The sequence below is a fragment of the Agrobacterium sp. O3.4 genome (assembly GCF_041414895.1).
GTDB lineage: Bacteria > Pseudomonadota > Alphaproteobacteria > Rhizobiales > Rhizobiaceae > Agrobacterium > Agrobacterium cucumeris.
In genome coordinates this window covers 68,793-82,307 of sequence record NZ_JALPZP010000003.1, presented here as the reverse complement: position 1 = coordinate 82,307, position 13,515 = coordinate 68,793, and the positions used below count along the sequence as shown (strand labels likewise).

Annotated in this window: 9 protein-coding genes; 3 read left to right on the top strand and 6 right to left on the bottom strand. The window is 59.2% G+C overall.

What is annotated here, in order from left to right; translation table 11 throughout:
• Positions 1 to 287 precede the first annotated feature (287 nt).
• The 4 genes from M0412_RS17610 to M0412_RS17595 all read right to left on the bottom strand — a co-directional run bounded on the left by M0412_RS17610 (position 288) and on the right by M0412_RS17595 (position 7,587).
• Positions 288 to 764, bottom strand: a complete 477-nt coding sequence (locus M0412_RS17610) for a chemotaxis protein CheW (protein ID WP_003504949.1) — start codon at positions 762 to 764, stop codon at positions 288 to 290.
• Between the two features lie 264 nt (positions 765 to 1,028).
• The gene (locus M0412_RS17605; RefSeq protein ID WP_269701227.1) at positions 1,029 to 5,189 is read right to left on the bottom strand and encodes a translocation/assembly module TamB domain-containing protein; all 4,161 of its coding nucleotides are present in this window, start codon (positions 5,187 to 5,189) and stop codon (positions 1,029 to 1,031) included.
• A 45-nt stretch (positions 5,190 to 5,234) separates the two neighbouring features.
• Entirely contained in the window at positions 5,235 to 7,160 is a 1,926-nt protein-coding gene (locus M0412_RS17600) for an autotransporter assembly complex family protein (protein ID WP_269701230.1), read from the bottom strand.
• A 175-nt stretch (positions 7,161 to 7,335) separates the two neighbouring features.
• Positions 7,336 to 7,587, bottom strand: a complete 252-nt coding sequence (locus M0412_RS17595; RefSeq protein WP_003492347.1) for a YMGG-like glycine zipper-containing protein — start codon at positions 7,585 to 7,587, stop codon at positions 7,336 to 7,338.
• Positions 7,588 to 7,958: 371 nt separating this feature from the next.
• On the opposite strand from M0412_RS17595, the gene hemA reads away from it, so the two are divergent.
• A complete protein-coding gene (hemA, locus tag M0412_RS17590; RefSeq protein ID WP_142842313.1) occupies positions 7,959 to 9,176 on the top strand; it encodes a 5-aminolevulinate synthase in 1,218 nt (405 codons plus the stop codon).
• Between the two features lie 35 nt (positions 9,177 to 9,211).
• Here the strand turns inward: hemA and M0412_RS17585 are convergent, their stop codons facing one another.
• A complete protein-coding gene (locus M0412_RS17585) occupies positions 9,212 to 10,405 on the bottom strand; it encodes a 1-deoxy-D-xylulose-5-phosphate reductoisomerase (RefSeq protein ID WP_269701236.1) in 1,194 nt (397 codons plus the stop codon).
• A gap of 186 nt (positions 10,406 to 10,591) precedes the next feature.
• On the opposite strand from M0412_RS17585, the gene M0412_RS17580 reads away from it, so the two are divergent.
• Both M0412_RS17580 and M0412_RS17575 read left to right on the top strand, forming a co-directional pair.
• On the top strand, positions 10,592 to 11,293 hold the full coding sequence (locus M0412_RS17580; RefSeq protein ID WP_269701238.1) for a phosphatase PAP2 family protein: 702 nt from the start codon (positions 10,592 to 10,594) through the stop codon (positions 11,291 to 11,293).
• A 33-nt stretch (positions 11,294 to 11,326) separates the two neighbouring features.
• On the top strand, positions 11,327 to 12,580 hold the full coding sequence (locus tag M0412_RS17575; RefSeq protein WP_269701241.1) for an FAD-dependent oxidoreductase: 1,254 nt from the start codon (positions 11,327 to 11,329) through the stop codon (positions 12,578 to 12,580).
• Between the two features lie 6 nt (positions 12,581 to 12,586).
• Here M0412_RS17575 and M0412_RS17570 read toward each other — a convergent pair whose 3' ends face one another.
• Positions 12,587 to 13,513 (bottom strand): ROK family protein, encoded by a 927-nt coding sequence (locus M0412_RS17570; protein ID WP_269701243.1) that lies wholly within the window; start codon positions 13,511 to 13,513, stop codon positions 12,587 to 12,589.
• Positions 13,514 to 13,515: the final 2 nt, after the last annotated feature.

Here is a 13,515-nt window from a genome sequence, read left to right as displayed (position 1 = left end):
CAGGTTTGCCGCCAAAAGCGGCAATGCAGGCACTTGCGTCTTGTCGGCCTAGGTCAGGTATCGGACCCGCGAGATGCGTGTCGGTGCGGTACTGATTTTCAGCTTTTAATATTAGATATCTATAATATTAAAATGTTCTTATTTACAAAACGCAGGAATAGAAAAAACAAAACCGCCGGGCGATGCTCCGGCGGTTTGGCCTGATTGTCGATGTCTGGAACGAAACGGGCTCGTCTCTTTTGTTTGCGTCAGAATGCAAACCTTTGAGGGGAAGCCGCCAATAGGCCTTAAGCCGCGAGATCTTCCGCTTCCGTTCCCTTGAACATCTTTGCAAGGTTCAGGAAGCAGATCATACCATGTTCGTTGGCGATGATGCCTTCGGAATAGGACTTGTCGAAAGAGGCGGAGATTTCCGGAACCGGCTGAACCTGGTTTGCCGGGATCGTCAGGATGTCGGACACGCGGTCAACCAGCATGCCGATGACCATGTTGTGCACTTCAGCCACCACGATGGCGCTTCTTTCATTGGCGACGGTGCTTTTCATGCCGAGCTTGTGGGCCAGATCGATGATCGGAATGACCGAGCCACGCAGGTTCATGACGCCGATAACGTCTTTCGGCGCGTGGGGAATAGGCGTGGAAGGCGCCCAGCCGCGAATTTCGCGGATAGTCGTCGTCTTCACGCAGAATTCCTGATCGTGCAGGCGGAACGCGATGATTTCCAGCGTCTCACCGCCAAAATTGGTAGAGTTTATCATTGCCATCAGAATTCTTCCCAATGCTCGCTGTGGAGGCCGGCGCAAGTGCACCGACACTTGCATATGCGGATTTGGCGTTCTGCCTGGTGCCTGAACAGCCGGAAATACTATTTCCGTCTTCAATGGAAGATTCGTAACATGAGATGGTTTCGCAAACCTAAATGCGAACGGCTCTGAAGTGTTTTCGTTTTCTTCGAATCGCGAAAACACTCTCTTTTTGATTTACGCATTGTCCGGACATAAACCCGCTAAGCATTTTTACTCGCGTGCTCAGTATTCTTTCTCGTAAAATATACCGGCTGCGCCTTCGCCATCGCCGCCCGCCTCACCGCGCAGTTTCACGCCGCGCCCGACATCGAGGTTGATGATGGCTTTGGCACCGGATTCACCGCTCTGCTGCAGTTCGAGATAGGTTCTCTCATTCAGATATTTGCCGGCGGAAACGCGGGCCTGACCCTCTGAATCGGTGGAAATATCCAGATCATCGACGCCGAGATTGCTTCTGAGCTTGTCGAACAGCGAGGTTGAGCGACCGCCGGCCAGCTGGGCCGCGGCATCTGCCAGCCGGGCGATCTGCAGGGCGGAGAGTTTCGACATGGACTGGCCAAAGATCAGCTGCGCCATGACTTCATCCTGCGGCAGGGCAGGGGACGAGGAGAAGGCGAATGTCGGGTCGTTGGCATTGCCGGAAACCGCAACCGTGACGGTGGTTGAACCAACCGTCGAGTCCGCCTTCATATCGAGAACCGGGATGAGGCCACCGCCGAAGCTGATGTTGCCGGTGGTGAAATCAAGACGACGGGTGAGGATTTCCAGCCGGCCGCGGCGCATTTCAAAGCCGCCGGAAATGACCGGAACGGCCGCCGTGCCGCGGATCGTCAGATTGCCGGTCAGTTCCGCGTCGATGCCGCGACCGCGCACGAAGATGCCACTCGGTGCATTCACCTGCAGATCGAGATTGATGGTGGAGGAACTGCCGCTGCCGCCCTGATCGCCCCCTAGCGCTTTCGCCTGCGCACGTACCTTGGGCGGGGCGTTCTTGTGCTTGACGTCGATTTCAGTCAGCGAGGCCGGGAGTTTTTCCGGAATGGTGATGGCGCTTCTATCCAGCGTCAGGTTGCCGCCCAGAACTGGCGAGTTCAGCAGCGGACCTTTCAGCGTCAGCGTGCCGCTCACCACCGTGGTTACCAATGTTCCGTCATTATAGCCGGCACGATCCAGGGTGATCGAAATATCGGCCGGGAAGCCCGAGCCGCCGGCAATGCCGACGCTGCCTGTTCCTGAAATCGTTCCGCCGCCTGCCAGCTTACCCGTCAATCGGGAGATGACAGCGCGGTCGCGATCGAAGGTGATGGTTGCACCCAGTCCGTTGACGGTCAGGTTGCGGCGCACGTCGGTCAGGCGCGTGCCATCGGTGGTGATGCTGCCGGTAATAACAGGTGCTGTGGCGCTGCCGGAAATTTTCACATCGATGGCAGCCGTGCCGTCCACATCAAGACCCTGGGCGGCGGTCTGTGCCGCGACAGCGGAAAAAGGCAGCCTTCCGGTAAAGGCCATGGAGAGCGGGCGATTGCCGGCGATGCCGAGAGAACCGCCGCCCGAGAGCGCCATGCCGCCCTGGCCGGTCACGTTGGTGTCGATCTGCAGCGTGCCGCCGGCGAAACGGCCGTTCGCCTTGATGCCCAGTGCTGCAAGCCCGGCGGCGCGGGTCTGTGAGACCTCGGCATTCGCCCAATTGAGATTATAATCGACCGAGGGGTCGGATGCCGCGCCCTTGGCGCTGACGGTGCCGGATATGCTGCCTGCCGCATCCAGCCCGGCAGCGAAGGCGTTTGCAAGACTGGCGGGAAGCGAACGGATGTCGGCATTGATGTCGAGTGCCGATCCGGCGGTGCCGTTGACCTCAATGCGCCCGTCGCCGGTGATGATGGTCAGATCGGAGATGCGCGCCGCGCCATTCTGGATGGCAATGGTGCTTGGTTTTTCAAGCCGCACGGCAATGCCCTTGGGGGCGGCGGAAAAGGCGTCGAGCCTTACCGTCATCGGCGTTCCGCCGGTATCGGCGCTGCCCTTCACCACCAGCGGTGCATTGTCGTAACGACCGTTGACGTCGAATTGCGTTGTCGTGCCGGAATGGCCGATGGTGGCATTAAGGCCGGAAATCGAGGCGGCGCCGGCATTGACGCTGTCGGCACTGACCTTGCCATTGATGGCGAGCGCCTGCAGGTCGTCGATGGAGATATCGGCGGCGAGCTTGGAGATTGTCGTCGTGCCCTGACGGATGCTGCCGCCATTGGCCTTTATCGTTGCGGCGATCCGGCCATTGGCGTTGCTCAGCGCGATATCGCCGGCAATATCGCCATCCGCCTGCTGCGCGGCAAGTGCGGCCAGCAGGGCAAGATCTGGGAAATTGAAGGAAAGATTGCCTGTCGGCAGGAATTGCTGCGAGAATTGCAGCTGCCCGTTCAGCAGGTTGCGGCCGACGGCCACATGCAGCTCAGGTATCGCCGTACCGTTTTCCGTTTGCACTACATTGGCGTTGGCGTCGATCTTCTGCCGGTCGAGGCTGCCGCTGGCGGTGAGTTTCGCCTGCGGTGCTGCGGGATCCGCCTTGCCTGCAGCATTGATTTTCAACGCTTCGAGGGTTCGTCCGGCGAGAACTGCGCTTTCAGAACTCAGGGTGACGTTGAAATCCGGTGCGGAAATTGCACCGGTGGCATCGATTGCAAACTCGGCGACACCCTTTGCCTGCGGTGTCAGCTTTTCGAGAGCGGGGAATTTGCCGGTCAGGCTGGCGTTCAACGCATCGTTTTCCAGGCTGACATTGCCCGCCGCCTCGATCGTTCCGGATTTGACGGCGAGGTTCTCAACGCTGATGCGCCCGCCAATGGTCAGGTCGATATCGCCCTGCAGGGCGATTGTAGTGTCGAATTTTTCTGCCAGCGCCGGCGGCAGGGTGGCCGGCAGGGCGAAGAGCTGCACGCTGGAGGTCAGGCGGTTATTGGCGAGATCAAAACTGCCGTTCAGGGTTCCGCCGACACTGGCGCTTTCGAGCGTTGCACCGTCAAAGCCGATGGCGGAAGAGGTGAAGCTGAGTGGTGCCTTGATGGTGAGTGGCGCACGCACCAGCCGGTCGATATCAGGGCTGACGAAGGATGATTGCGTAACGGAAAGGACGGTGGCGATGGTGCCGCTGCGGCTGGCGATGTTGAGGTCGGTGCTTTCGGCCGTCAGTTTGACATCGTCGAGCCGGCCCTGGGGCAGGGCAAGGCTGCGCAATGATGCCGTGGTCTTCAGATGCGCGGCATCCGCGTTGCCTTTCAAGGAAAGGTCGAGGCCGTTGATGAGGGCCTGAACTTCGCCATTGCTGAGAGGCCAGCGGAAATCAACGGGACCGGCGGTGCCGATGAGGTTGGCGGCGAGATCGTTTTGACCGTTCGGATCGATGGTGCCGGAAGCGGTCAGCAACAATGCGCCGGTCTCCAGCGTACTGCTGCCGATTTCGATGCGGCCCTGCGGTGAGAGCGTTGCGTTTGCATCGAGCTTCGTCTCACCGGCAAAAAGCTGGCGGAAGGCGGGGGGGAGGAGCAGATCCGGCTGACCACCGCCCGCGATCTCGATACGGCGCGTGCCGTCATCGCCAAGAATATGGCGGCCGTTAACATTGACGACGGGGTTACCGGCGACATTGCCGCGCAGCGTGCCGGTCCAGTTGGAAAGCGGCCCTTCGCCGTTCACATCGATCGCCACTGCGGGCGTACCGGGCAGCGAAAGCAGCGTGGCGAGAAGACCGCCTTCGGGCTCTTTCATCTCCGCTTTCAGCTTCAGCACATTTTCATTCGGCAGGAAGGCGATGTCGGCATTCACGGCGGCATCCACCGCATTCATCCGATGGGCTGTAAGCGACAGCCTGATATCGTCACGGGCGGCCTTGAGATTGCCTTCGGCCGTCAACTCGAAAGGGCTGCCGAGAAGTGATTGCCCAAGGCTGATATCTGGAAAGCTGAAATTATCGATGCCGACTTCAATCGGCAGCGAAGAACTGCCGGAGCTTTTGGTCGTCGTCTGCTCGGAGGCTAGCGGTTTACGCTCGACGTCGATCGACCCGGCCGAGACCCGGTCGGCGTGAAAGGTTCCGGCAAGAAGCGAGAGCGGCGACCAGTCGACGGCGATCTGGTTCACGCGGGCATAGGGTCCCTGCCGGTCCGAAAGGGTGACGTTGTCGAGCCGCAGGCGGCCGGTCAAAAGGCCGCTCGGGGGGGAAATCTCGATTGTCTGATCGGGCGTCGATACAAGTGCTGAAATCTGCTTTGCTGCAATTCTGGCGCCCATCGGTGTAAATCCGACGAACAAAACCGCAAGCAGCACCAGCACCACGCCGCACAAGGCAACGTAGCCCAGCCATTTCAGCAATCGAATCAACGTTTTCATCAAAGGTAATCTACACTCTGCTTTAAGGGTGTTCGATGGCGGTGTTTAAAAAGACTGGCCGATGCCAGCATAAATGCCGAAACTGTTACCGCCATCATATTTATCAAGCGGCATGGCAACGTCGAGACGCAAAGGCCCGAAGGGCGTTGCGTAACGCAGGCCAATGCCGGCGCCGGCCCGGATATCGGAAAAATCTGGCGCCACATCTTCCGAGACTACACCCGCATCGATGAAAGGCACGATGCCGATCGTATCGGTGACCTTGATGCGGGCTTCCACGGACCCTACCACATAAGAGCGGCCGCCGGTTGCGTCGCCTGCTGCATTATAGGGTGATATTTCCTGATAGCTGTAACCGCGCACAGATCCACCACCGCCCGCATAAAAGCGCCGGGTGGTGGGGATGTCCTGCAGGTCGCTGCCGCCGACGAGCACGCCGCCGGAAAGCTTTCCGGCCATGATCAGCCGATCTTCCGCGCCGAGCCCCTTGTAACCGCTGATCGAGCCTTCGAACGACGAGAAGAACGTGCCGTTCAGCGCCTCATAGCTGGGCTTGGCGGCTATCGAAGCACGAAAACCTTCGGTGGGATTGAGCTTGTCGTCGCGCGTATCGCGAACGAATTCCAGCGGGATGGAGGTCGTCAGATATTCGTTCTTGCCGAAGGCGTCTTCGGTATCGGCCCACTGTACTTCAAGGCCCGCGGCGGCGGTGTCGGTATCGTTGAGCTCATAGGCAAAGCCGGCCGTGCCCGTCACCGTCTTGGCATCGTATGTGTCGGGATGTTCTGTCTTGGCGATCAGGCTTGTCTTGAAGGTGGTGCGCGGGTTGAACATGCCGGGCTTGGTGAAGGTAATGCCAGCCGAATAATCCATGCCTTCGACGCTGGATGCCTCGGCGATGCGCGAGACGGAGCCTTCGATACGCAGCGATTCCGCCTGTCCGAACAGGTTCCGGTGACCCCAATAACCCTGGAGGCCGATACCTTCCGTGGTGGAATATTGCGCGCCGACACCGAAATAACGGTGCTTGCCTTCAGACACTTCGATGGTGAGCGGAATGGTGCCGTCGCGCGCCAGCGTGCCCGCTTCCTTGATCGTCAGGCTGGAGAAGACGCCCAGCTGGCGCAGCCGGTCCGCGGCCTTGCGCAGCTTTTCCGGCGAATAGGGTTCGCCGCCATTGAGGCGCGAATAACGGCGGATGAAATCACCGTCGACGGTTTTTTCGCCGGTGACGGCGACTTCGCCCAGGGGCGCAACAGGCCCACCTTCAGCTGCCATCGTGATGTCGACCGTGTTCGTCGCATGATTGGCGACCGCCTCGCGCTTCGTCAGCTTTGCGAGCGGCCGGCCTTCCGCCTTCAAATCGTCGATCAGCTTGTTGCCGGCGCGGATGATCGCCAGAGACCCGGCATCGCCGCCGGTGACGAGGCCGTATTCTTCGAGGTTACGGCCCGTCACATCACCTTCGAGCCGGACGCTGCCGAGCGTGAATTTCGGACCTGGCGTCACCGTTATGACCACCGGCACGGGTGCGCTGTGATCAAAGACGGGATTGGGCGGCAGGGCATCCACATCCCTGCCCGCGACGGTGACCTTGACGATGCCGCCGTAACGGGCGTTTTCGTAAAGCGCCGCGATCAGCCTGTCCCTGTCGTCTCTCGCCTTTATCAGAAGGCCGAGATCGCCGGAGGCGGGCTTGTCCTTGTCGGCGAGAAGAAGCGAGCTGTTTTCAAGGCTGCCTTTCAACGACTTGTCTGCATCACCTGCATCAAGTGTCACGGCGTATTTGACGGGATTGATAACCTCGACCTCGGGTTCTTCCGAACCCCAGAGGCGCATTCCGAACAGTTTGAAGGCAAAGGCGTCACGGGTAAACACCGGATACAGGGCGAACGTGAAAGCAACCGCAAGTGCGGTGCCAGCTTTCCGATACGCAATACCTGTCTTCGGCTTAGTTCGTGTTCTTTGCATAAGCTGCTTTATGGTTGAGCATTTATTTTGGCTCCAACCCGTTTCCTGTCCGTTAACATTGCAATTTAATCATAAATAAACGGCGTTGAGGACCCTTTGGCTTGCGTTTTGCCGGCCTTAACGCAAAAAGCCCCGGGTGACCGGGGCTTCTGTGCAACGGTATTTCGCGATGCGATTAACGGCAACGCGCCGTGTAACGCTGACCGTACTGGTCGCGATAATAGCAATAGCCCGGTTCGGAAGCATTGCCGATCAAGGCACCGCCTACGCCGCCGATGGCTGCACCCACTGCCGCGCCACGAACATTGCCCGTGATAGCGCCGCCAAGGACCGCACCGGAAACGGCACCGATCGAAGCACCCTTTTCGGTCTGCGTGCAGCTTGCAAGCGACAGGCCGACCAGCGCAAATATGATTGCCTTTTTCATGAAACTCTCTCCAACGTTACAATGAGCTCTTCGGCTCGGTAGGCGTCCCATATTTATCTGCGGCGACTGCTACCTCCGACCGCCACAGATAACTAACAATTCGATGCCGTTAAGGGAAGCCTCATGTTTCGGGGATTCCTCCGCGCGTAAATCGATTGCGTGCCAGACAACGGCGCTACGCGAAAAAGGTTCCAAAATTCGTGGTTTTTTGATGTGAATCAATTTTGTACTTTTCATCGGCGGCTATAAACGGTTTATTGGAATGGTTCAAAACAACGGCGAATTGACGCAGACGCGGTTAAAGTGGCCCAAAAGGGTTGACGGTCCCGGTGTCGGAGCGGAAAACGGTCTGGTCAATTCTGGAGCATGGCATGGACTTCGAGGCATTTTTCACGACGGAACTGCAAAGCCTGCATTCTGAGGGACGTTATCGCGTTTTTGCGGATATCGAACGCCAGCAGGGCAATTTTCCCCGCGCGACACGGTATAACGCCAATGGCGAGCGCAAGGACGTAACGGTCTGGTGCTCCAACGACTATCTCGGCATGGGCCAGAACCCGAAAGTCATCGAAGCCATGAAAGCGGCGATAGATCACTGTGGCGCGGGTGCGGGAGGCACCCGGAATATTTCTGGTACCAACCATTATCACGTCCTTCTTGAACAGGAACTTGCCGATCTGCACGGCAAGGAATCGGCGCTGATCTTCACCTCGGGTTATGTGTCCAACTGGGCAACACTCGGTACACTCGGCCAGAAGATTCCGGGCCTCATCATTTTCTCCGATGCGCTGAACCATGCTTCGATGATCGAGGGCATTCGTTATGGCCGTTGCGAGCGGGTGATCTGGAAGCACAACGATCTCGAAGATCTCGAGGCAAAGCTCAAGGCTGCCGATCCGAACGCGCCGAAGCTCATCGCCTTCGAATCCGTCTATTCGATGGATGGCGATATCGCGCCGATCAAGGAAATCTGTGATCTGGCCGACCGTTATGGCGCCATGACCTATCTCGACGAAGTTCACGCCGTTGGCATGTACGGTCCGCGCGGTGGCGGCATTGCCGAGCGCGAAGGCCTGATGGATCGCCTGACGATCATCGAGGGAACGCTTGGCAAGGCCTTCGGCGTCATGGGCGGCTATATTACCGGTTCTACGGCGGTCTGCGATTTCATCCGCTCCTTCGCCTCCGGCTTCATCTTCACCACGGCCCTGCCGCCGTCGCTTGCCGCCGGTGCCATTGCTTCGATCCAGCATCTGAAGGCAAGCCCCTTCGAGCGCGCCCGCCATCAGGACCGGGTTCGCAAGCTGCGCGGCCTTCTCGATGCTCGCGGTATTCCGCATATGGATAATCCGAGCCACATCGTGCCTGTCATGGTGGGCGATGCCGCGAAGTGCAAATGGATTTCGGATATTCTGCTCGACAGTCACGGTGTCTATGTGCAGCCGATCAATTACCCGACCGTGCCGCGCAAGACAGAACGTCTGCGCATTACCCCGACGCCGCTGCATACCGATGCCGATATCGAGCAGCTGGTCGGTGCGCTGCATCAGCTCTGGTCGCATTGCGCACTGGCGCGGGCGGTGGCGTGAGGCCTTAATTCAAATAAAAGCAGATCGGGCCGCGTTTACGCGGCCTTTTCTTTGGTGGCGATCAATTCACGGGCGTGGCGTCGGGCTTCCTCATCCGCTGCGAAGACATCTTCCATCGTGGCGGCTGAGCGGCCGTCATGCATGCGGTCCATGACCGTTTCGACGATTTCGGCCATGTCGAGGAAGCCGATGCCGCCCGCGACGAAGGCGTGAAAGGCGGTTTCCTCCGCTGCGTTCAGGGCGGCACCCTGCAGACCGCCACGCTCCAGCGCCATACGGGCGAGCCGCAGCGCGGGAAAGCGGGTTTCATCCGGCGCCTCGAAATCGAGCCGCGCCAGTTTTGCGAAATCCAGCCGCTCAACGTTCAGATTGCCGCGCTGAGGATAGGTAAGAGCATAGGAAATGGCGGTGCGCATGTCGGGAGAGCCGAGCTGGGCGATATAGGAACCGTCGCTGTAACCGACCATCGAATGCACGATCGATTGCGGATGGACGATCACCTCCACCTGATCGGGCCGGAGATCGAAGAGGTATTTCGCCTCGATCATTTCCAGCCCCTTGTTGAACATGGAGGCGCTGCCGATGGAGACCTTTAGCCCCATCGACCAGTTGGGATGGGCACGGGCAATATCGGCCGTGACATTGGCCATCTCATCGCGTGACCAGGTGCGGAATGGTCCGCCGGAGGCCGTCAGCACGATGCGCTCCACCGCTTGTTTGTGATCGCCCGTCAGGCACTGGAAGATCGCGCTGTGTTCGCTATCGACCGGGATCAGCCTGCCGCCGCCCTGTTTGACCGTGCGTAGAAAAACATCGCCGGCTGAAACGAGGCATTCCTTGTTGGCAAGGGCGATATCGGCGCCACGCCGGGCGGCTGTCAGCGTCGGGGCAAGGCCGGGCGTCCCGGCAATCGCCGCCATCACCCAGCCGGCATCCATCGACGCCGCTTCTTCAAGGCCGGATTTGCCAGCGGCAACTTTTATGCCGGTGCCGGCAAGGGCGGATTTCAATTCTTCATATTTGTCATCTTCGGCCGTCACCACCATCTGTGCGCCGAATTGACGCGCCTGCTCTGCCAGAAGTGCGATGTTTCCCGCGCCGGTCAGCGCCATGATCTGGAATTGCTCGCGGCCGCCCAGCTGATGCACGACATCAAGCGTGCTGGTGCCGATCGAACCGGTGGAACCCAATATCGTCAGTTTGCGCGGCATTTCACTGGCATTCGTCATCTTCGGTCCGTCAGTATCGTGCGGTTCGCACCTTTTGGAGCATGTCATTCTTGCGAAACCGCTGCACGGTTTCGGTGACATGCATTAGCCTCTACTCGTGAAAATCAGCCATAACAAGGATAAAGCCCGGCTATTGTTTTTGCGGATGGCAAAGCCATATGCAAGAAAAACGATGAGAGGACTTAGATGCGACGTTTCCTGGTTTCCAGCGGATGGATTTTTGCGGCAAGCCTTGTGCTTGTGCTGGTCTTTATTCCTCTCGATCCACGTCTTTCCGAAAGCGCCCAGGCCCTGCCCGGAACGATCGTTTCCTTCAATCGCGCCATCACCGATTTCGGAACCTTCAGCTGGATGCTCTATTCCACGGGCGCTCTTGCCATTCTTGCCTATGTCGGCGCACGGGTTTTGCAGGCCCAGACCTATGCCGGGCGCTTGAGAACCGCGTGGCGGCTTCTCGCCTATTTTTTCCTGACGATCGGAACGGCAAGCATTCTCGTCCATACGCTGAAATTCCTGATCGGACGGGCGCGGCCGGAGCTTTTCCTTGAAATGGGCGCCTATAGCCTCACCCCGTTTACCGGGGATAATCTCTATGAGAGCTTTCCTTCCGGCCATTCGACCGCTGCCGGCGCGTTTTTCGGTGTTTTTGCCATGCTGATGCCGCGCTTCCGCTGGGCCTTCCTTTTGTTCGCCCTTGTCATCGGCGTTTCGCGTGTCATCGTTGGCGCGCATTATCCAAGCGATGTCGCCACCGGGCTGCTGCTCGGCATGTGGACGGCCATGGCCTTCGCTTTTATTTTCGCCCGGTCCGAAATGCTGTTTCGGTTCGATGCCTATGGTTGGCCGCAGCCGAAAAATGCAAATCTTCCGGTAGCGGATCCGCGATAGGGACGTTGAACGGGGCGGAAACGGAGAGATGTAATGGAAGAAGTGAAAGTCGCGCCGGAAAATGACGGTAAGGCGGTTCAGCACATCCGCACCTCCGTTGCCATTGCCGGCGGAGGCCCGGCGGGTGTGATGCTTGGCCTGCTGCTTGCCCGCAGCGGTATCGATGTGACGGTGGTCGAGAAACACGGGGATTTCCTGCGCGATTTTCGCGGCGATACCATCCACCCGTCCACGCTCGAACTGATGGAGCAGCTGGGTTTCATCGACGAGTTCCTCAGCCTGCCGCATACGCGCGCGCCGCGGCTGAACGCGGTTATCGGCGGCGAGCGTATCACGATCGCGGATTTTTCCCGGCTGCCGGTCCGTCATCGTTTCATCGCCTTCATGCCGCAATGGGATTTTCTCAATTTCATCGTCGGTAAGGCCGGGCAATATGAGAATTTTCGGCTGCTGATGAATGCGCCGGTCACCGGTCTGATCGAGCGCGACGGGCGTGTCGGCGGTCTGATCGTCAATACACCTGATGGTGTGATCGAGATCGCCGCGGATCTGGTGGTGGGTGCGGATGGCCGCACTTCCATCGTCCGGGAGGCGGCGGGGCTGGAAATCCAGCGCTTCGGTATTCCGACCGAGGTGCTGTGGATGCGCCTTTCAAAACAGCCGGGCGATTCGACCGAAACCATGGGTCATGTCGGGTCGCGACAGGGTTTCGTGATGATCAACCGGGGCGATTACTGGCAATGCGGTTATGTGGTTCGCAAGGGCTTTTTCGCGGACATAAAGCTGCAGGGACTTGAGGCGTTCAGGGAGAGGGTGGCGGAAATCTGCCCGTTCCCGCGCGAGAGGCTGGACGAGCTTACCAGCTGGGACGACGTGCATCTCCTGACCGTTCGCATCGACCGGCTGAAGTGCTGGTGGAAGCCCGGCCTGATCTGCATCGGGGACGCGGCGCATGCCATGTCGCCGGTTGGCGGTGTGGGCGTCAATCTGGCCGTTCAGGATGCCGTTGCTGCGGCCAATGTGCTCGTGCCGGTATTTTTATCCGGCCGGCCCGTTGGTGATGATGATCTTGCCGCAATCGAGAAGCGACGATCCTTCCCGACCAAGGCCACGCAATTTCTGCAGCGAATGATGCGCATCGGCCGCAAGAAGGGGCAGGCGGAGGTGGCGGAAAAGCCGAAAGGTCCGCCCGCGCTTGTGCTGGCGCTCATGCGATTTCCGCTTCTTGCCCATTTGACTGGGCGGCTGGTCGGGCTGGGCTTTCGCCGGGAAAAGATCGAGACGTAAGGCCGCTCAGGCAGGGACGGCGATTTCCTTCTCGTATTTCAGTCCGATGACGGCGGAACCGATCAGCCCCGGTTCGATCCGGCAAATGGCAGGCACGACCAGCGGGCGGTTGAAACGCCGGAGAACACGGCCCCTGACCGCTTCATCCAGCGCGGCCAGAAGCTCTCTCGAATTCGAAAGCCCGCCGCCGACAGGCGCGATGGTTGCGCCGGTGACATTGATCACCATAGCGAGTGGCGAGGCGAGAATATCAACGAGAATATCGATGGTTCTTGCGGCCTGCGCATCGCCCGCCTGCCAGGCAGAGATGATGTCCTCGCTGGTCGTATCCTGCTGGTGAAGATGCAGATGCAGCTTTTCCATGCCACGAGCGCTGCCGATGGCATCAATGCAACCGATGAGGCCGCAGCCGCATTCAAAACGCGGCAGCGCTACCGGCGGATTGCCGGCCAGGGTCGCGGCCACCGGCCCGTGTCCCCATTCGCCGGCGAAGCCGCCATCGCTGTTGATGAGCCTGCCATCGATGACCAGCCCGCCGCCGACACCCGTCCCCAGGATGACGCCGAAGACGACGCGATGGCCCCGTCCAGAGCCAATTTCCGATTCGGCGATCACGAAACAATCGGCATCATTTGAAACGATGACGGGAAGGTTTAGCGCCTTTTCCAACTCGTCCTTCAGCACCCTGCCATGGATGCTTTGAATATTGGCAACGGTGGCTTTACCGGTTTCGGGATCGATGACGCCGGCAATCGACAGCGACACACAGGCGGGTGTGCCGCCGCTATTGTCGATGACGGATTTGAGGCCCGCCGCGAAATCCTCGAAACTGGTTTTCGGTGTCGGTATGCGCGGCACGGGGCGAATATCATCCGGGGCATAAGCAATCGCCCCCTTGATGGTCGTTCCGCCAATATCGAAACAAACGATCATTG